The sequence below is a fragment of the Martelella alba genome (assembly GCF_005217455.1).
In the GTDB taxonomy this organism is placed as follows: Bacteria; Pseudomonadota; Gammaproteobacteria; order Enterobacterales; family Enterobacteriaceae; genus Acerihabitans.
In genome coordinates, this window is sequence record NZ_SZPQ01000009.1 from 49,518 (window position 1) to 67,984 (window position 18,467).

The 18,467-nt window shown below is 57.6% G+C and carries 18 protein-coding genes and 1 pseudogene; 13 read left to right on the top strand and 6 right to left on the bottom strand.

Features of this window, described 5'->3' with window-relative positions; translation table 11 throughout:
• Positions 1-143: 143 nt before the first annotated feature.
• Both FCN80_RS07965 and FCN80_RS07970 read left to right on the top strand, forming a co-directional pair.
• Positions 144-1,598, top strand: a complete 1,455-nt coding sequence (locus tag FCN80_RS07965; RefSeq protein ID WP_136989632.1) for an NAD-dependent succinate-semialdehyde dehydrogenase — start codon at positions 144-146, stop codon at positions 1,596-1,598.
• A 71-nt stretch (positions 1,599-1,669) separates the two neighbouring features.
• Positions 1,670-1,936, top strand: coding sequence for a barstar family protein (locus FCN80_RS07970; protein ID WP_136989633.1), 267 nt, complete (start codon positions 1,670-1,672; stop codon positions 1,934-1,936).
• A gap of 41 nt (positions 1,937-1,977) precedes the next feature.
• Here the strand turns inward: FCN80_RS07970 and yjgA are convergent, their stop codons facing one another.
• Positions 1,978-2,529, bottom strand: coding sequence for a ribosome biogenesis factor YjgA (yjgA, locus tag FCN80_RS07975; protein WP_136989634.1), 552 nt, complete (start codon positions 2,527-2,529; stop codon positions 1,978-1,980).
• A 281-nt stretch (positions 2,530-2,810) separates the two neighbouring features.
• On the opposite strand from yjgA, the gene pmbA reads away from it, so the two are divergent.
• Both pmbA and cybC read left to right on the top strand, forming a co-directional pair.
• Complete coding sequence (pmbA, locus tag FCN80_RS07980; RefSeq protein WP_136989635.1) at positions 2,811-4,151, top strand: metalloprotease PmbA; 1,341 nt, start codon at positions 2,811-2,813, stop codon at positions 4,149-4,151.
• Between the two features lie 14 nt (positions 4,152-4,165).
• Positions 4,166-4,558, top strand: a complete 393-nt coding sequence (gene cybC / locus FCN80_RS07985; protein WP_230492557.1) for a cytochrome b562 — start codon at positions 4,166-4,168, stop codon at positions 4,556-4,558.
• On the opposite strand, the gene FCN80_RS07990 is transcribed toward cybC, so the two are convergent.
• Positions 4,555-8,166 carry a dermonecrotic toxin domain-containing protein gene (locus FCN80_RS07990; RefSeq protein ID WP_136989636.1) on the bottom strand — a complete coding sequence of 1,204 codons (3,612 nt, stop codon included), beginning with the start codon at positions 8,164-8,166 and terminating at the stop codon, positions 4,555-4,557. The two genes, cybC and FCN80_RS07990, sit on opposite strands and share 4 nt — an antisense overlap.
• A gap of 1,187 nt (positions 8,167-9,353) precedes the next feature.
• On the opposite strand from FCN80_RS07990, the gene FCN80_RS07995 reads away from it, so the two are divergent.
• The 9 genes and pseudogenes from FCN80_RS07995 to FCN80_RS08035 all read left to right on the top strand — a co-directional run bounded on the left by FCN80_RS07995 (position 9,354) and on the right by FCN80_RS08035 (position 16,361).
• Positions 9,354-9,701, top strand: coding sequence for a PRD domain-containing protein (locus tag FCN80_RS07995; protein ID WP_230492558.1), 348 nt, complete (start codon positions 9,354-9,356; stop codon positions 9,699-9,701).
• A 16-nt stretch (positions 9,702-9,717) separates the two neighbouring features.
• Positions 9,718-10,083: a glycine-rich SFCGS family protein gene (locus tag FCN80_RS08000; RefSeq protein WP_136989637.1), complete on the top strand. Its 366-nt coding sequence runs from the start codon at positions 9,718-9,720 to the stop codon at positions 10,081-10,083.
• Positions 10,083-10,379, top strand: coding sequence for a DUF4312 family protein (locus FCN80_RS08005; protein ID WP_136989638.1), 297 nt, complete (start codon positions 10,083-10,085; stop codon positions 10,377-10,379). The genes FCN80_RS08000 and FCN80_RS08005 overlap by 1 nt, the downstream gene beginning before the upstream one ends.
• Before the next feature lie 68 nt (positions 10,380-10,447).
• A complete protein-coding gene (locus tag FCN80_RS08010) occupies positions 10,448-10,804 on the top strand; it encodes a DUF4311 domain-containing protein (protein WP_306767860.1) in 357 nt (118 codons plus the stop codon).
• Positions 10,805-10,822: 18 nt separating this feature from the next.
• Positions 10,823-11,260: pseudogene (locus tag FCN80_RS08015) on the top strand (DUF4310 family protein); the annotation flags it as partial.
• Positions 11,261-11,312: 52 nt separating this feature from the next.
• Positions 11,313-12,452: an amidohydrolase/deacetylase family metallohydrolase gene (locus FCN80_RS08020; protein ID WP_136989639.1), complete on the top strand. Its 1,140-nt coding sequence runs from the start codon at positions 11,313-11,315 to the stop codon at positions 12,450-12,452.
• Positions 12,436-13,554, top strand: a complete 1,119-nt coding sequence (locus FCN80_RS08025; protein ID WP_136989640.1) for a DgaE family pyridoxal phosphate-dependent ammonia lyase — start codon at positions 12,436-12,438, stop codon at positions 13,552-13,554. Before FCN80_RS08020 ends, FCN80_RS08025 begins: the two co-directional genes overlap by 17 nt.
• A complete protein-coding gene (gene dagF, locus FCN80_RS08030) occupies positions 13,551-14,291 on the top strand; it encodes a 2-dehydro-3-deoxy-phosphogluconate aldolase (protein ID WP_136989641.1) in 741 nt (246 codons plus the stop codon). The genes FCN80_RS08025 and dagF overlap by 4 nt, the downstream gene beginning before the upstream one ends.
• A 78-nt stretch (positions 14,292-14,369) precedes the next feature.
• Complete coding sequence (locus FCN80_RS08035) at positions 14,370-16,361, top strand: BglG family transcription antiterminator (RefSeq protein ID WP_196239153.1); 1,992 nt, start codon at positions 14,370-14,372, stop codon at positions 16,359-16,361.
• Between the two features lie 7 nt (positions 16,362-16,368).
• Here the strand turns inward: FCN80_RS08035 and npr are convergent, their stop codons facing one another.
• From npr to hpf, 4 genes are all read right to left on the bottom strand, one after another.
• Positions 16,369-16,641, bottom strand: a complete 273-nt coding sequence (gene npr, locus FCN80_RS08040) for a PTS phosphocarrier protein NPr (RefSeq protein WP_136989642.1) — start codon at positions 16,639-16,641, stop codon at positions 16,369-16,371.
• The gene (gene rapZ / locus FCN80_RS08045) at positions 16,638-17,489 is read right to left on the bottom strand and encodes an RNase adapter RapZ (protein WP_136989643.1); all 852 of its coding nucleotides are present in this window, start codon (positions 17,487-17,489) and stop codon (positions 16,638-16,640) included. The genes npr and rapZ overlap by 4 nt, the downstream gene beginning before the upstream one ends.
• Before the next feature lie 106 nt (positions 17,490-17,595).
• Positions 17,596-18,075, bottom strand: a complete 480-nt coding sequence (gene ptsN / locus FCN80_RS08050) for a PTS IIA-like nitrogen regulatory protein PtsN (protein ID WP_136989644.1) — start codon at positions 18,073-18,075, stop codon at positions 17,596-17,598.
• A gap of 96 nt (positions 18,076-18,171) precedes the next feature.
• On the bottom strand, positions 18,172-18,459 hold the full coding sequence (gene hpf / locus FCN80_RS08055; RefSeq protein WP_136989645.1) for a ribosome hibernation promoting factor: 288 nt from the start codon (positions 18,457-18,459) through the stop codon (positions 18,172-18,174).
• Positions 18,460-18,467: the final 8 nt, after the last annotated feature.

Here is an 18,467-nt window from a genome sequence, read left to right on the forward strand (position 1 = left end):
TTATTTATTTCAAGTAGCATGGCGGCGGCAAAGGGGCGGGTCCCCCGGCGTATCGCCGACGCCGTGGCGAAGGGCGCGGGCGCAACCCGTAAAGAGGCGACCTAAGGCATGTAAAGTCTATATACTTAAGTGGGAGGTGGCATATGGGCCGAGCAACGCTGCAAGAGAATGTCCTGTTCAACACCGGTTATCTGGTCGACGGGCAATGGCGTCATGCCCGTGAAACGTTTGCCGTGCATGACCCGGCCACCGGTCGGTTGCTCGCCAACGTCTCCCGCTGCGGCAAGACCGAAGCCGAGGCCGCCATCGCCGCGGCGAGCGCCGCTTTCCCCGCCTGGCGCGACAAAACCGCCAAGGATCGCTCCGAGCTGCTGTACCGCTGGTACGCCCTTATCATGGATAACCAGCATTATCTGGCGGAACTGATGACCGCCGAGCAAGGCAAGCCGCTGAAAGAGTCGGCGGGCGAAGTGGCCTACGCCGCCAGTTTCATCCAGTGGTTCGCCGAACAGGCCAAGCGCGCCAACGGCGAAATCATTCCCGCCGCCAAACCCCGTTCCCGTATCCTGGCAACCCGCGAGCCCATCGGCGTGGTGGCGGCCATTACACCCTGGAATTTCCCCCTGGCCATGCTGACCCGCAAACTGGGGCCGGCGCTGGCGGCTGGCTGCACTGCTTTAATAAAACCGGCCAACGCAACGCCCCTGTCGGCCTTCGCGCTCTTGGCCCTGGCCCACCAGGCCGGTATTCCGGGCGGCGTGGTGAATGGCGTGGCGGGGGATACGGCGGCCATCAGCGATGCCATTATGAGCAGTTCGGCGGTGCGCAAAATCACCTTTACCGGTTCGACGGCGGTAGGCAAGACCCTGATGCGCCACGCCGCCGACACCATGAAAAAGATTTCCCTGGAACTGGGCGGCAACGCGCCCTTTATCGTGTTCGACGATGCCGATATCCCGGCCGCGGTGGCCGGCGCCATCGCCAATAAATTCCGCAACGCCGGCCAGGTTTGTGTCAGCGTCAACCGATTTTATATACAAAAAGGCGTTTATGAGGCGTTCGTCGCCAGGTTGGCCGAAGCGGTGGGGCGGTTGACCGTGGGCAACGGTATGGACGACGGGGTGGTGGTCGGGCCGCTTATCAATCAGGACGGCCTGGAAAAGGTAACGGGACATGTCCGGGATGCGCTGTCGAAAGGGGGCCGTCTGGTGATTGGCGGACAACCCCATGCGTTGGGCGGTAATTTTTTTCAGCCGACGGTCATCGCCGAGGCCAACGAGCATATGACCCTGGCCCATGAGGAAACCTTCGGTCCGCTGGCGGCCTGTTTTCGTTTCGACAGCGAGGAAGAGGTCATTAAACGGGCCAATAATACGCCCTTCGGTCTGGCCGCTTATTTTTACACGCAAAACTTGCAGCGGGTATTCCGGGTGGCCGGCGCGCTGGAAGCCGGCATGGTCGGCGTCAACGAATGCGCGGTTTCCACCGAACTGGGGCCGTTCGGCGGCGTCAAGGAATCGGGGCTCGGCCGGGAGGGCTCGGTGCTGGGACTGGAAGAGTATTTGGAGGTCAAAACGCTACATATCGGCGGACTGTAGCAGGTTGGATGCCGGTGCCCGGCAGCAGGCTGCCCGGGTTTTTTTTCGACAGGTTTCGCGGAGTGCGCTTGATGGGAAAAGTCTCTTTTGATTTTAATCATATAGCCGATCTTCCGGATTTTTATCGCGCTTTCGCGCGCGAATTCCCGCCCACGGATGCCGATGCCATGAATCTCGATGAATTATGGCAAACCGTCACCCACCGTTTGTCTTTGCCGGTGGAAATTGAATTTTTGCATCTCGCCGGCGCGAAAAAACGCCGTTTCGGCGCGCTGATCCTGCTGTTTGACGAGGCGGAGGAAGAGCTGGAAGGACAATTGCGCTTCAATGTGCATTGATTAGCCGGCCGGCGCGCGGCGCCGGATAGCGAAGGCCGGAACTAGCGATCTTCGGCCTGGTCGCGCAGATACTGAAAGATCTGCCGCGCGCTTTTCGGCGGCTTGCCGGCGGTCCGTTCTTTTTGCGCGTTGCGCACCAACGTGCGTAACTGCTGGCGATCGGCAGCTGGATAGAGCGCCATGACTTCTTCGAGAGCCTCGTCGCCCCGTTCGATGAGCCGGTCCCGCAGGGTTTCCAGTTTATGGAGTAGCGTCACTTGCTGGTTATGGCGGTTTTTCAGCTTGTCGAGAGCCTGGCGGATGGGCTCCACGTCCCGGGCGCGCAGCATTTTACCGATAAGCTGGATCTGGCGGCGGCGCCCTTCCATTTTGATCCGCTGCGCCAGGGCGACGGCCTCGCGCAAATCGTCGTCCAGCGGAATCCTTTCAAGACTGCTTTTGCCCAGTTCCACCAGTTCAACGCCAAGTTTTTTCAGCGCTTCGGCATCGCGCTTGATTTCGCTTTTGCTGACCCAGATAATTTCATCGTCTTCATCATCGTCCGGCAGCGCGTCAGGCTGCTGGTCGCGCCAGTCGTCCGGTTGCTTGTTCATGTGCCTATCCTCGAAAAGGGACTGATACTAACAGGTCGGCGGGGATCTGTAATGTCCTTATTTTACCCCAGGACGCGTTAAGGGGGGAACCGGGCGTCGGCCGGGGCGATAACCCGCCGCACGGATACCGCCGAGCGGAGTGCCAAATGGTTTGCGGACTGATAGACTGGATCGGGATACCCGGCGGCAGCCGCAACGGACTGCCCGATCGCGGCGCCCGGCCCCGCCTGTGGCGAGTGTGGGCGGGTTTTCGCGGATAACCCTATGAAACTGGCGGATCAATGAAACAAGTCACAGAAGTCGCAGAGCAGCGGAATTTACTGGAGAACGCCGTGGCGCACGCGCTGGAATTGGCCAAGGCTGGTTCCGACGCAGCGGAAGTCGCGGTCACCAAAACCACCGGTATCGGCGTCAGTACCCGATATGGCGAGGTGGAAAACGTTGAATTCAATAGCGACGGCGCATTGGGCATCACCGTCTATCATCAGCAACGCAAAGGCAGCGCATCATCCACTGATCTGAGCCCCGATGCCATTGCCCGCACGGTGAACGCCGCGTTGGATATCGCGCGCTATACTTCGCCCGATCCTTTCGCCGGTCCCGCGGATAAAGCGCTGTTGGCGTTTGACGCGCCGGATTTGGATTTGTTCCATCCCGCCGATCTGGATGCCGAACGTGGCGTCCAACTGGCGGCGCAGGCTGAAAAAGCGGCTCTGGCCCTGGACAAGCGGATCGTGAACACGGAAGGCGGCAATTTTAACAGCCATTACAGCATTAAAGTCTACGGCAATAGCCACGGAATGCTGGCCGGTTACAACAGCAGCCGGCATTCCCTGTCCTGTAGCGTTATCGCCGAGAGCGGCGGCAGAATGGAACGCAACTACGCCTATACCTTGAGCCGGGTTTTCGAGGATCTGCGTTGCGCCCAGTGGGTCGGCGAGGAAAGCGCGCGCCGCGCCCTCGCGCATCTCAATCCCCGTAAGCTTGCCACCATGCAGGCGCCGGTACTGTTTACCGCCGAGACGGCCACCGGTCTGTTTGGCCACTTGGTGGCGGCCATCAGCGGCGGCAACGTTTACCGCAAATCCACATTTTTGCTCAACGATTTGGGCAAGGGGATATTGCCGGATTGGCTGACTATCGAGGAGCATCCGCACCTGCCGAGGGGGTTGGCATCCGCCCCCTTTGATAGCGAGGGCGTGCGGACCGAACGGCGCGCCATCGTGCAGGATGGCGTACTAAAAACCTGGCTGCTGGGCAGCTATGCGGCTCGTAAGCTGGGCATGAAAAGCACCGGCCACGCCGGCGGCATCCACAACTGGCGGATAGCCGGCCGCGGTCTGGATTTTGCCGGCATGCTCAAGGAAATGGATCGCGGGCTGGTGGTGACCGAGTTGATGGGGCAGGGCGTCAGCGCCATCACCGGGGATTATTCCCGCGGGGCCGCGGGTTTTTGGGTGGAAAACGGCGAAATCCAATATCCGGTGAGCGAAATCACGATTGCCGGTAATTTACGAGATATGCTGCGCAATGTCGTGACTATCGGCGATGATATCGAGACGCGAAGTAATATCCAGTGCGGTTCGGTGTTATTGCCGCAAATGAGAATCGCGGGTCAATAACAAACAGGAAAGCAATGATGAATATAAAAATTGTCGCAATGTTGTCGTTAACCTTAATGATGTCAAGTCCCCTGTCGGCGTTGGCCCGGGATCTCGCTGATGATATGGATGCCCTGGCCGCCAATTACAGCGCGCTGCTGAAAACCAACGACCCGGCAACCATGAAAAAGGCCCTGGATGGCATGCATGTCGCGGCCGAGGACGCCCGCAACGGGACGCCGCCCAAATTAAAGGGGCAATCCAGCGACAGCCCACAAATGCGGGACTTCCGCAAAGGCATCGATCATCTCGTCAGTCAGATAGAGCAAACCCGGGCGCTGGTGGACAAAGGCGATATTAAACAGGCCAAGGTGGTGGCAAAGCAGATGCAGCAAACCCGCAACGAGAATCACGCCAAATTTCGTTAGCGGCCCGGCTGTTCCAGCCCCTGAAATGCCAGCATAAACAGTACCGAGCGGATATGCGGGTGATTGAAGCGGTGTTCGCAATGGCGATACAAAATGGCATGCAGATGCCAGAGCAAATGGGCGAAATAGTCGGCATCCACCAATAGCAGGCGGGCTCTCGCCATGGCTTTGGTGCGAAACACCATGCCGGCCAGCTCCGCCGGGGTCATAAACGCGCTGATTTCCATACTGGCGGCTTCAGGCAGGCTTATCAGCGCGTTGATTTCGTTTTGCGTCATATTGTTGCGCCACAGTCTCTCGACAAAATGCGTAAAAACGGTTTCCCGCGCGAAAAGGGGGGGGACGGCGGCGCCTGATGGGCCGGGGCCTTTCGGGGCTACGCCGACGGAGGCATAGTGCCGGTTGGCGCTGATTTCCCGACATTCATATTGGCAATGGCGGTCGAGATAGCGGTTTGCCGGGCCGGCGGCCAATGCGCGGGTATTAAACCAGATACGCTGTAGCGGATCGTGTTTCAGACTGAGCATATGCAGATCATCGGGTGAGAAAACGGCCGTCCAGATCCGTGCCAGGCCGTCGTTCAGGTGGCTTTTCAGCAGGGCGCGGGTTTTGGCGATATGGGTTGAAAACAGCCGGTAGGCGCGAAGTTGCAGGGACTGGCTGGCGCGCTGTAGTCTAAGCGCATTCTGGAAATACCGCTCCAGGCGCACGTCGCCCAAGTATTCCTCAACCTGCCGCAATACGTCGTCGCATCTGGCGAAGAGGTCGCGAATCGTATGCGCCAGCGGGGCATGCTCCGGATGCCGCGCTATTTCCGGCCCGCTAAGGCCATAATGAATGACGCGGCCCAATCCCATCGGCGTCAGGGCTTTTTCCGCCGCCAGGGACAATCGGCATGTTTTTTCGTCCGTACTGCGAAACCCCTGACGGAAGCTACGGGCGGCATCGGTGGCCTTGGCCAAATCCTCCGCCGGCAAGGCCCTGTTCATCTTGTGGGTGGCGCGCCAATTCCCTTGCGTGGGGACCAAGATAAAGCTTTTCTTTTTATGATCGAATCTCAGGGTCAGCGTGGCGTTATTGCGACCCGCGACAATGAAATGCCGCTTGTTGGCGACCGGGGTTAATTGGATATAGTGCCGTTTTACCACCAGATAGTCGCGGCCCGCCGCGTCTTGCGCCATTCCATGGCTGTTAACGGGTGAAAAATCAGCGCCATGTCCGCAATAATTATTGATGTTTTCCATTAGTTTTTCATACAGCCTGATGGAGACGAAACGGTAATCCGCCACAGACGTCTGTTCTCCCTCGCCAATGCCGCTATAGGTATGGCGACCGAAAACCCAGCAGGACTGCTCATCTTTGATGACCGGATATCCGGGCCGCGTCTGATCCGTTATATCGTATATTTCAAAGGCGTTGAGGCGATCGTTAAAACGCAGCGGCATCCACGCGCCGGAAAGGGATATGGCGGGCACGCCCATCGGCGGTTGCGCGCGCGCGTCGGGCAGGTAGACCGTAGTATGCGAATCGATCGCGCCATTGGGGCGAATACGAATTTCCCGTTCATAGCCTTGTGGTTTGAGCGTCAGGCGGCGTATAACGCGGCGTTCCGCCGCCGTGCTGATGGGCGTGGCCAGAAATGTCGCCCAATCCTGATTTAGGATGCGGGCAAAAGCGGCAAGATCCAGGGGATGGGAGTGGGCAAGAGGCGCATCGCTTTGCCTATTGGCCGTCAGGAAAGCGGCGGCATCGGCGGCGGCAATGAACAGCGCGGCGGCGGCCGGGCCGAGCTTTTGCGGCGGCTCCAGGAATGCGTCGCCGGTCGCGCCGATGTGCCGGAGGGCGGACTCGGTATCCATTTCCGGCAGCGGCGCGTACAGCGTCATCACGCGGGTGAACGAGATAGCGTCCGTTTCCGCTTGTGTTTTCGCCGCCCGCGGGAATGCATGCAGGAAATCGGCATCTTCCAGGGCCCGCTGTCGTTGTTGCCGAGTGAGCAGCAAATACAGCGGCTCGCCGAACGCCGCGCCAGTGCCGCCGAGGCTGTCGGGATCGTCGGCCGCCGCGGCCAGCGCGCGCGTCAATGCCGGATTCAAGGCCCCTGTCGCGTCCAGCCACCGGTCTTTCACCGCGAAATGCATCAGGATCTCTTCCGATGGGAGGGGGTGGCGGCACTGCTCGGTTATCCAATTCGCCATGGCGCGGTGATTGGCGAAAAGCCTGAATGGCCGCTGTGCCCGGGGGAGATACAGTATAACCTGCCTCAGGTCCGGGGCGGTCATCACGAAAAGATCGTTGGCGACGATGCCCGCCGCCTCGAACAAGCGTAAAGAGACGGCAAACGTATGCCGATTGCCAAAACCCAATGCGCAAAGCGCCATGTCGGTATTGACCGCGCCGAGGCGGTGGGCGGTTTCCACAAGCTGCGCGAGGATCCGCAAAAGGTTGCCCAAGGCATGGCGCTCATGGTGATGTAGCCAATAGCGGTTCAGCGCATCGCGATACGCGGCGGCCATATCCCATTGACCCATCAGGTGATCGAGCTCGGCCGGCGTCAATGATAAAGCCGCGCCGCGCCGGGGCTGTGCCGCCCTGTTTTCCGCGAAGATCAGGGCGTCGCGACTGTCTTTGTCCGCCAACGCGGGGACGGCGTTGGTGAGAAACCGTCTGAGGGCGAATTGCGTCAATGAGATGTCATCCGTTGGCCTCGCCCCCGCCGCGCCGCGCAGGTAAATCTCGTCGGCATCAACGGCGACGGCGAAGCGCCGGGCGATGTCCTCAGACAACTGCCGCGCCACGAGGGTTTGCAAACGGGGAAAGTCCCTGTACCGCAGGCGCTCAAGTTTCCTTAACAGATCCGCGGGATGGGGCATCGGAAAATCGCCGCGGATAATCAGTGTCCGATAACCGGAATGGCGGTCGCCGATTACGCTGGCCGGCGCCGCGCCGACCCCGGTAAGGCGGGGAAGCGCCGTAACGAGAGCCCGGCCGATTTGCCGGATGACGCGGTAAATGGCCGATGCGGCCGAAACCGGTCCGGGCAGGTTTGATGGACCGGCAAGTGGCATCCCATCGCAGGAAACCCTATTGGTGGACGGGGGATGGCCGCCGGTCGCCGTGCGAATGCCGTAATAGCGTAGCGCCGCGTGTTCCGCCCCGATTTGCCCCCCATTATTCCTGGCCCATCCTCTGGCCAATAGTCGCTCGCCGTACTGCCGCTGTTTCTCGTCGCCGCTAAGGCGCAGGCGGCCGAACTTGTCCACGGACCGGGGACCGGCATATTCGGTCGCCCCGCAGACCATGCGCCAAAAACGCGCCGCCCTGGTGAATAATCGCGCCAGCATCAGGGGGATGCGCAGTGTTTTGCGGCTGGGGGCGGGGAGACGTCTATCCGCCGAATAGAATTGGTATACCAGAGCCAATATGCCCAGCCAGACAAAACCGTTGCCGTTTCGATCGCGATAGGCCGGAATCAGCGAAAGTATATCCGTACCCAACTGATTTTCGACCAGATTTTTGACGTAATCGGCCAATGTTTGCAATTTTGCGCTATAGGGAAGAATTATCCGCAGCAAAAAAGGCAGCGCATTACTCAGCAAATGGCCCATTGGCTTTTCCCCGGACCAAAGGCCGTAGCAATCACGTGCTGTAATCAATATCGATAAAGGAATATATATACCGGCACGAGATAAAGACAGAATGGAAAAATGTTCCGCTTCATGAGCCGTTACTATATTCATGAGTTGCAGAAATAGATGTTTAAGGTCATCGCGCAAGGGGGTATTAGGGACGGGGGGGGATTCATGGCAGTTTACATTAAAGGAACCATCCTGGTTACTGTTTTGTAGGTGTTCATCACGGTCATACAACACTTCTGATGAATCATTTTCCGCTATTATATAATAACATCCTTCTATGACGCGCATGTATTACTCTCCGTCGTTTCTTTTGAAGGACGTGATACGCGTTGTATTTCACGTCGCCTCTGGGTGGGTTGCTTTCGATCACCCCAACCTTATGGCTGTCATGCGCTGGATAATGTATGGCGCGGGAGGGTCGCAACCGAGAAGAAAATGTATCTCATGGCAAGCATTTTCGCGTGGTAATTTTTGCCGGCCGCGGTAAAAAACATTTTTCATTTCGTGGCGGGATACATACCGGCATGCATTGTGTTTTTAGAGCCGGCAAAAACGGATTTGTAATGGTTTCCCAAGCCCTTCGCCGTCGGCCATAAGTGTTGGCGATGGGTATTTTTTCCGTTCCCCCGACCATCGGGATAATGCCTTGAGGCGCAAAAAAATCGAAATTTCAGGGCTGACGGGGGCTGACGTTATGCCGTGGGGTAAAAAAACCGCGCTGGCGAATGGACTATATAAAATCCATTATAATATTAGCTTATTTTTTGTATTCAAATTTATATTCTGCCATTATAGAAATATATATATTTATATTCTATAAAAATTGTTTTTATATAGTATAACAACAATGCCATGGCTGCGCTGATATAAAGATAATAGGGTGAGAAATTCTTTCCGCTTCAAAGTGGAAAAATAACGTCTACACACTCTCCGGCAATAACGCTAGGGTAAATGACGATGGCATCGGTACTTGATGCGCTAGGAGCCTATCCCGGTAGACGTCATCGGCGCAACCGGTTTGGACATGGACAGCGCTCGCCGCGTTTTGTCCTCGGGCCGGCTCCGGCTGTGGGTCGCTTTCCCGATTTAAGCCGGCCGCGGCGGATGTCCCGGCTGTGAGACGTTATTTATTTCTGTGATTGAGGTGGAAGCAAACAGTGATCGACAAAGCCGTACCCGTGACAGGGAATAATAGCGAAGGCGACATGACCGCCAGGCTCGCCGACCAAACACTGTCGGGTATCATGGATATGCTGAAAACGCGCAACATCCGATTGAACGAGGTACAGGAACAAATGCTGACATCCCATGTGAAAGCCATGGTCCGGCGTTCCCTCACCGGCGAACCCCTGCCGGAAGTGGATGTCAGTCTGTTTGAGGAAATTTCGCCGGATTCCATGGACATGGCTCGGGAGATAGTAGCCCGACTGGCTAATTTACCGGTAGAAGAGGCTTACCTTCTATCAGTGCATTTCGAAGTGGCGAAAAGTAACGACGCCACCTAACGCTAAAGGAGAAGTTATGGGTCAGCTAACGGTGATCATCGGCGATCGTCTGGGGAAAGGCCAGAAAGTCGCCCAAGGTATCGAAAAAGCCGGCGCGAAAGTGGTGGTTATACCCGGAATGGCGGCGGATATGAAACTGGGCGACGTCATGCAAAAAGAACAGGCGGATTTTGGCATCTCCTTTTGCGGCAGCGGCGGCGCCGGCGCCATTACCGCCCAAAACAAATACGGCTACAAAGCCAAATACGGTATGCGTTCCATTGAAGAAGGCGTCACCGCTATTCAGGAAGGATGCAAGGTATTGGGATTCGGTTTTATGGATAAAGAAGAACTAGGCCAGAAATTGATTGAAACCTGGCGTAAAAAATACGGCGACGTCTGATGAAAGAACAGGCGGCGATGAAAGTCAGGGTGACGGGGCGCGGTGAGACCAAACAGAGCGCTCTGGCCGCCGCGCTCGGCCATGTCCAGTCGGCGGTAATGAAGCGCACCGGCAATATTTTGCTGCGTATTGAACCGGTGCAGGTGGACGTGGTGAAAGCGGAAGAAATATGTCGCGTGGAAAAATTTCTGTTTTTCTTTTTACCGCGCGAAAAGAAAACCTATGTCGTGGAGTTGGATATTAGCATCAATGTCGCCATGCTTGACCCCGAAAAACTGCATTTTTCCAGACGTTAAACAATCGGGCCTTAAAAAGGATAATTCGATGTTTCTCATCATTTTAATTAAATCACTCATTGACGGCGGTGAAAGTCCTGGTTCCCGCCGCCAATTTGCTGGTGAATATGGTCATGCCGGTAATCTTCTGGCTGGCGGCCATTGACGCCGGCCGGCGTTCGGGATTCTGGGCGACCGTTTTCGGCGGTCTGGCGCAATTGATTATGGGCAACGCCGTGCCGGGGCTGGTGTTGGGCATTTTGATCGGTAAAGGCGTGGAAGAAAGCGGCTGGAACAAAATCACCGCCATTATGATGACGGTCATTGTCGCCCTGTTTGTGCTAAGCGGATTTTTCCGCGGCTTCGATCTCAAAATGCTGCAGTCATTCAGTCTGGGTATCCCCGGCTGGCTGGACGTCATCCACAACCAGTTAAGCGGTAAATAACCGTAAGGAGAGACTGAAATGGAACAAGAACAACGCGGTTTTTGGTATGCCGACTGGTCATTCCCCTTCTTTGTCGGATTGCTGTCCGCCGGGATTTTCGCCGGCACCCACATGTATTACCTCTACGGTATCGGCGCCTTCAACGAAGTGGCGTTTGTGTCCATGCTGCGTACCGGTATCAATACCGGCGTGTATGGCGCGGTGGCGGCGTTTGGCGCCAGCTTTCTTTTCGCCCGGATTATCGAAGGCTCGCTGGTGGGTATTCTGGATATCGGCGGCGCCTTGCAAACCGGCGTGGGGCTAGGCGTGCCGGCATTGCTGCTGAGCGCCGGCCTAAAATTTCCGGTGGAGAATTTTGCCGCCTCGCTGGTGACGGGACTGGCGTTGGGCCTGATCATCGGTTACCTGATTATTCTGGCGCGCAAGTTCACCATCAATCAAAGCAACTCCACTTACGGGGCGGACCGGGCGGGACGACGGATGTCCGGCAGGGCAGGGAGGAAAACCCATGTACGATCTTTTGTTGCGTGGCGCGAAACTGGCCGACGGCGGCCTGACGGATATCGCGGTACGCGACGGAAAGTTCGCCGCGTTCGGCGCCATCAGCCGGGAAGCGACGGCGAAAACCACGTTGGCGTTGCGCGGCGCTGTTTATGCCAGCGCCGGATGGATCGATTCACATGTGCACTGCTATCGCAAATCGCCGGTCTATCACGACGAGCCGGATTGCGTGGTGGTGGCCGGCGGCGTCACGACAGTGGTCGATGCCGGCAGTACCGGGGCGGACGATGTCGATGACTTTTATCGCCTGGCTCGGGGCGCCCAAACCCGGGTCTATGCGTTACTCAATATCGCGCGGACCGGCATCGTCACCCAGGACGAACTGGCGGATATGGCGCGCATCGACGCCGACGCCGCCCAACGGGCCATTGAGAGTCGTCCTGATTTCATCATCGGCCTGAAAGCGCGCATGAGCAGCAGTGTGGTGGGCGGTAACGGCGTCAAACCGCTGATTCGCGCCAAAGAGATTCAGCGGCGCGCGGGCGGGTTGCCGTTGATGGTGCATATTGGCAACAATCCGCCGAGTTTGGATGAAATAGCCGATACGCTGACGGCGGGAGACATCATCACCCATTGTTTTAACGGCAAGCCCAACAAAATCCTTTCCGCGCAAGGGGGGCTGCGGACATCAATGCGACAGGCCCTGGCGCGCGGCGTTTGCCTGGATGTCGGCCACGGCAGCGCCAGCTTCAGTTTCGCCATCGCCCGACAGGCCATCGACCAGGGTATCTTGCCCTACACCCTCAGTTCCGACATTTATTGTCGCAATCGTCTGAAAGGGCCGGTCTACGGCCTGGCGGCGGTGATGTCCAAATTTTTGGCGCTGGGTATGACCTTGCCGCAAGTGATCGATTGCGTCACGAGTCATGCCGCCGAGATGTTGCGCCTGCCAATGAAAGGTCGGCTGGCGGTGGGCGCCGATGCGGATTTGACATTGTTCGCCATCAACGGCGAGTGCCGAACGCTGATGGATTCCGAAGGACAATCCGAAACCGGGCATCGCCACCTGGCGCCTCTGGCGGCGGTGGTGGCGGGGAAGGTTCTGTTAACCGATGAAGGTAAAGAAAAAAATGTCTTCGATTTATGAAAAGTACGGCCTGAAGGAAGTGATCAACGCGGCGGGCCGCATGACCATCCTGGGGGTCTCCACCCCGGCCGTGGAGGTGACCGAAGCGGTCAATGAGGGCTTGCATCATTACTTCGAAATGAAGGATCTCATCGATAAAACCGGCGCCTATATCGCCGGGTTGCTACAGGTAGAGAGCGCGGTGGTTGTCTCCTGCGCGTCGGCCGGTATTGCCCAATCCGTCGCCGCGACGATCGTTAAAACCGATCCTTGGCTGCTGGAACATTTGCATGGCGCCGACGTTTCCGTTCCCCGGGAAATCGTCCTGCCCAAAGGACACAATGTCAATTTCGGCGCGCCAGTGGGCACCATGGTGGAATTGGGCGGCGGCAAAGTGGTGGAGGCGGGATACGCCAACGCGTGCTCCGCCGATCAGCTGTCCGCCTGCGTGGGCGCCGAAACGGCCGCCATCCTTTACATCAAGTCCCATCACACGGTGCAAAAAAGTATGTTGATGGTGGCGGAGGCCGCCGCCGTGGCCCAGCGGCATCAGGTCCCGCTGATTGTCGACGCCGCCGCCGAAGAGGACCTGACCGTGTATTACCGGGCCGGCGCCGATTTGGTGATTTATAGCGGCGCCAAAGCCATCGAAGGCCCCACCAGCGGGCTGGTTATCGGTAGACAGCCCTATGTGGACTGGGTGAAACGGCAATCGAACGGTATCGGCCGGGCGATGAAGGTCGGTAAAGAGGGCATCCTCGGGCTGACCCGGGCCATAGAGCGTCATGTGTCCGCGCCGAAAACCGCCGGCCGGGAGATGGCCGATAAAATGGCGCCGTTTATCGCCCGGTTGAACACGCTGGAGGGGGTATCGGCAAGGGTGGTGTGGGATGCCGCCGGACGCGATATCGCGCGCGCGGAGATCGCTTTTGACGAGCACCAGCTCGGCCAGCGGACCACCGCTATCGTCGATGGGCTGAGGAACGGCGCAATCGCCATTTATTTCCGGGGCTATCGCGCCAACGAAGGCAAAATCGAGGTGGATGTCCGTAGCGTGACGCCGCCGCAATTAGCGGTCATCGCCGATTGCATTGAAAAACAGCTTGGAGGAGCCGCGGCATGACATTGACGCCGAATTATTATCGCCACCGGATTTGCCTGAACGTTCTGGCCGGATCCAAGGATAACGCCAGAGATATTTATGCCGCCGCCGAAGGTCATGTGCTGGTTGGCGTGCTGGCGAAAAATTATCCCGATGTGCCTTCGGCCGTGGCCGATATGCGCGCTTACGCGTCGCTTATCGACAACGCGCTTTCGGTGGGGCTGGGGGCGGGCGATCCAAGCCAGTCGCACAGGGTAAGCCTGATTGCCGGCCAGGTGCAACCGCAGCATGTTAATCAGGTTTTTACCGGCGTGGGGGTAAGCCGCGCCTTGCTGGGACAGCAGGACAGCGTGGTAAACGGGCTCGTGTCGCCCACCGGTAAGGCTGGGTGGGTGAAAATTTCCACCGGACCGCTCAGCGCCCACGCCCCCGACGGCATAGTCCCGGTGGCGACCGCCATTGCCTTGCTTAAGGATATGGGCGGCAGTTCCCTCAAATATTTCCCCATGGGCGGTTTGCGCGCCCGTGAAGAACTCGTCGCGGTGGCGCGCGCGTGCGCCGAACAGGATTTTTGGCTGGAACCCACCGGCGGCATCGATCTTGACAATATCGAGCCGATTTTGACTATCGCTCTCGAGGCGGGGGTCAGCCGGATTATTCCGCATGTGTACAGTTCGATTATCGATAACGCCAGCGGGCTGACCCGGCCGAATGATGTGCGGGCGCTGCTGGCGATAGTCAAAAAACTGCTGGGCTGATGGCCTGCGCCCTCGTCGGACAGGGGACCGGACGCGAATGCGTTCACCGAAAATAAGGAATGTGATGGAAATAAAAAAATGATGCCAATGCTCGCTTCTCTGGCTTCCCCGATACTTGCCGGCGGCGTCGCGCCGCTGTATGCCGACAATCGCCTGCATAAACAGCGTCGCGCGCATCGACGTCGACGAACAAGGCACCCTGGCTGGGCCGGCGAGGTCTGGACGCGCGGCGATTATCCGCGCACAATGACGTTGTCGCCGGACGGCGGTTATCTTTATGCCATGAATCAGCGTAGCGACAACATCACCCGGTTTCGGGTCGCCGCCGGCAGCGGCTACCGGCTAAAAATAGCGGACCCGCAACGGTTTGCCACGTTGCGGCAATCCGCCGGCCGGCTCGCCAACCCGACGCCGCGCACCGCCGCTGAACGCGTAAATCTGCTATTGGTGCGTTTTCTCACCTCGGCGTTTTCCCTCAAACTGGAAGATATCGCCGACGAATGGTTCGTCAGCCGGGGAACGCTGCAAAACGATATGGCCGAGGTGCGCGAGCGCTTGGCGCGTTACCGACTGCGCATCGAAACCCGGCCGCGCTACGGTATGAAGCTGTTTGGCGCCGAGCCGGCGATCCGCACCTGCCTGACCGATGTGCTGTTGACGCTTGATGCCCGCTATCAGACCCCGCCGCTGTTGGAAACCGATGGCTTAAACCGCGATGCCTTCGAGACGCTGTCCCGCTTTTTGCACCACCTGCTGGCCCAATCGCCCCTTCGCCTGACCGATGAAGGCGAACATTATCTGAGCGTCTACTGTACGGTGGCCGCCAGACGGATTGCCAACGGTTTTTCATTGTCCGATTTCGAGGCGGAAGAAAGCGATCCGGCGGTGACGCAGATCTCGGTACGGTTGGCGGAAGAACTGAAAGCGCGAGTGGGCAAAGAGATTCCGGCGGCGGAAGAGGCGTATCTGCGCGTGAACATTGCCGCGCGCCGGGTGGAGAATATTCTGCCCACCGATATCGGCGCAGATGATGACGAATCCCTGGTGGACTATATTCTGTCGTATATCAATACGCACTATTATTATAATCTGCGTGGGGATGAGCAGCTTTGCACTGATCTGCTCACCCATATCAAGACCATGATGACCCGGGTGAAATACCAAATTACCATTCCCAACCCGCTACTGGCCAATATCAAGCAGCACTACCCCATGGCTTATGACGTCACGCTGGCGGCGGTAACCAGCTGGGGCAAATATACGCCCTATGTCATCAGCGAGAACGAAATCGGTTTTTTGGTATTACATATCGGCGTCGGGCTGGAGCGCCACTACGATATCGGCTACCAGCGCCATCCCCAGGTGGTGCTGGTGTGCGACAGCGGTAATTCCACGGTGCGGATGATTCAGGCATTGCTTGTTCGCAAATACCCGCAAATCAGCGTAACCCGGGTGATCTCCTCGCGGGACTACGAAAAGTTGCCGCAGTTGGAGGAAGATTTCGTGGTTTCCACGGTGCGGCTCGAAGAAAAGAACAAACCGGTAATGGTGCTGGCGCCCTTCCCAACCGATTATCAACTGGAACAACTGGGCAAACTGGTTCTGGTGGATCGTACCCGGCCCTATATGCTGGAGAAATTTTTCGACGCGCGGCATTTTATGATCGTCGAAAAACCGCTGCGCCAGGCGGATTTATTCCGTCGGGTGTGCGGCCAGTTGGAACGCGAGGGATGGGTGGACAGGGACTTCCATCCGTCGGTGGTGGAGCGGGAGGCTATCGTAAGCACCCTACTGGGGGATGGCATCGCCTTGCCGCATTCGCTGGGGCTGCTGGCGAAAAAGACCGTTATTTACACCATCCTGGCCCCAGGCGGAATCCCCTGGGGGGATAACGAAACCGCCTATGTCATTTTCCTGCTGACCATCAACAAGACCGATTATGAAGAGGCCATGGCCATCTACGAGCTCTTCGTGAATTTCGTTCGGTCGCGCGCCATGCCTCGATTACGGGAAAGCCGCGACTTCGCCGCGTTCAAGGCTATCGCCATGGACAGCCTGAGCCGGGCCTGAAGCGGCGTCAGTCTTCGTCAAAGCCGGCGTTGAACAAATCAATGATGGCCGCCAGCGCCTGCTGCTCATCGGGCCCGGTGGCTTCAATCTCAATCAGCCCGCCCTTGGCGGAGTCGAGCATCAGCAGCGCGATGACGCTGCTGGCCTCCGCCACGGTACCGCTGTCGTTGCGCAAAAACACTTCGGCATCGAAGCTTTGCATCAGATCGAAAAGCTTCATGGCCGGCCGGGCGTGCATGCCCAGGCGGTTTTTGATTTCCACCGTCTGTTTGACTGTCATGAGCGTTTTTCCAGGGTTCGGTGTCTGGATTGGACGTTTTTACCGCGGGAGCGGAAATAATCCGCCAATTGTTCGGCGATGTACACCGATCGATGCTTGCCGCCGGTACAACCGATGGCCACGGTGAGATAGCTGCGGTTATTGGTTTCCAGCATCGGCAGCCATAACTCAAGATAACTGCGGGTCTGGTAGATAAAATTATGCACTTCGGTATGGCGATCGAGAAATGCCGCCACGGGTTTGTCCAGGCCGGTCATCGGTCTGAGCTTCGGATCCCAGTGGGGATTGGGCAGAAAACGCACGTCGAAAACATAATCGGCGTCGATGGGCAAACCGTGCTTATAGCCGAACGATTCGAACACCATGGTCAACTCGCGCTCGCGTTTGCCAAGCAGGCGGGTGCGCAGCATTTCCGCCAACTCATGCACCGACATCTCGGACGTGTCGATAATCAGGTCGGCGCGGGAACGCAGCGGCTCGAGCAATTCGTCTTCCCGGTCAATGGCGCTTTCCAGCGAGAGATTTTTGCTGGATAACGGATGCAGGCGGCGGGTATCGCTGTAGCGGCGGATCAGGGTATTGCGCTCAGCATCCAGAAACAGCAGTTGGGGGGCGAAATTTTCCGGCAAACTGTCCATGGCATGCTCGAATACCTCCGGCGTCTCGGGCATGTTGCGGATATCGATACTGACCGCGGCGGAGGTGTTGCGTTCCGCCAATGTCGCGGCCAACTGCGGCAGGAGCACCACCGGCAGATTATCGACGCAGTAAAACCCCATATCTTCCAGCGCACGCAGCGCGACGGACTTCCCTGAACCGGATCGACCGCTGACTATCATCAGCACCATGGCGACTCCCCTCTGGCATTGACATCGACGCATCGGCGAAAACGCCGCGTTCCCGCCGTTCCATGCGGCACGGCGAAGCTTTGGACCGGCGGTCCGCGGAGGATCGTTAAGACCCGTCTTCCGTTTCGGTCATGATTTCGTACAATTCTTCGTCGCTTTGCGCGGCCCGCAGACGGCGGCAGACGGATTTGTCCGCCAGGCGCTTGGCCACCAGCGACAACGTGTGCAAATGTGTTTTGCATTGCTCCGCCGGCACCAGCAAGGCGAATAGCAGGTCTACCGGTTGATTGTCGATGGCATCGAAAGCGATCGGTTGTTCCAGACGGATAAACACGCCCACGGCGCGCAGGGTATCCTCTTCCAGCTTGCCGTGGGGGATGGCGATTCCATTGCCGATACCGGTGCTGCCCATGCGTTCCCGGGTAAGTACGGCGTCGAACACCACCTGCGGCGATAAATTGAGTTGCCTGGCCGCCAGCTCGCTGATGATTTCCAGCGCGCGTTTCTTACTCTGGCAGCTCACGGCGCCGCGGGTACATTCGGGGCTTAACACCGTACTGATTTGCAATGCTGTATCGTTAGTCATTTCATTTCACTCAGGTGCTGTTTCACCTTTATGACGCATCGTCCCGCGATCAGCGGGACGATACGGGGTTAGATAGCAATAATGGCTACGCAAAAATTAAAACTGCTTCAATTTATCTTTATGCTTATTCAATTGTCGCGCCAGTTTATCAATCAATAAATCGATGGCGGCATACATATCCTCCGCCTCCGATGTCGCATGCAGCTCGCCGCCGTTGAGATGTAGCGTCGCTTCGGCGATTTTCTGGACCTTTTCCACTTTCAGCACAATATATACCTGATTGATCCGGTCGAAGTACTGTTCCAGCTTGGAAAATTTACCAGTAACGAAATCGCGTAATGCCTCGGTGATTTCAACATGTTGTCCGGCGATATTCAGCTGCATAGTGTCTT

Bases quoted from the DNA above. Each gene is read 5' to 3' on its own strand.
- FCN80_RS07965 (WP_136989632.1), top strand. From the start codon at position 144: ATGGGCCGAGCAACGCTGCAAGAGAATGTCCTGTTCAACACCGGTTAT.
- FCN80_RS07970 (WP_136989633.1), top strand. From the start codon at position 1,670: ATGGGAAAAGTCTCTTTTGATTTTAATCATATAGCCGATCTTCCGGAT.
- yjgA (WP_136989634.1), bottom strand. From the start codon at position 2,529: ATGAACAAGCAACCGGACGACTGGCGCGACCAGCAGCCTGACGCGCTG.
- pmbA (WP_136989635.1), top strand. From the start codon at position 2,811: ATGAAACAAGTCACAGAAGTCGCAGAGCAGCGGAATTTACTGGAGAAC.
- cybC (WP_230492557.1), top strand. From the start codon at position 4,166: ATGATGAATATAAAAATTGTCGCAATGTTGTCGTTAACCTTAATGATG.
- FCN80_RS07990 (WP_136989636.1), bottom strand. From the start codon at position 8,166: ATGGGCCATTTGCTGAGTAATGCGCTGCCTTTTTTGCTGCGGATAATT.
- FCN80_RS08000 (WP_136989637.1), top strand. From the start codon at position 9,718: ATGGGTCAGCTAACGGTGATCATCGGCGATCGTCTGGGGAAAGGCCAG.
- FCN80_RS08005 (WP_136989638.1), top strand. From the start codon at position 10,083: ATGAAAGAACAGGCGGCGATGAAAGTCAGGGTGACGGGGCGCGGTGAG.
- FCN80_RS08020 (WP_136989639.1), top strand. From the start codon at position 11,313: ATGTACGATCTTTTGTTGCGTGGCGCGAAACTGGCCGACGGCGGCCTG.
- FCN80_RS08025 (WP_136989640.1), top strand. From the start codon at position 12,436: ATGTCTTCGATTTATGAAAAGTACGGCCTGAAGGAAGTGATCAACGCG.
- dagF (WP_136989641.1), top strand. From the start codon at position 13,551: ATGACATTGACGCCGAATTATTATCGCCACCGGATTTGCCTGAACGTT.
- FCN80_RS08035 (WP_196239153.1), top strand. From the start codon at position 14,370: ATGATGCCAATGCTCGCTTCTCTGGCTTCCCCGATACTTGCCGGCGGC.
- npr (WP_136989642.1), bottom strand. From the start codon at position 16,641: ATGACAGTCAAACAGACGGTGGAAATCAAAAACCGCCTGGGCATGCAC.
- rapZ (WP_136989643.1), bottom strand. From the start codon at position 17,489: ATGGTGCTGATGATAGTCAGCGGTCGATCCGGTTCAGGGAAGTCCGTC.
- ptsN (WP_136989644.1), bottom strand. From the start codon at position 18,075: ATGACTAACGATACAGCATTGCAAATCAGTACGGTGTTAAGCCCCGAA.
- hpf (WP_136989645.1), bottom strand. From the start codon at position 18,459: ATGCAGCTGAATATCGCCGGACAACATGTTGAAATCACCGAGGCATTA.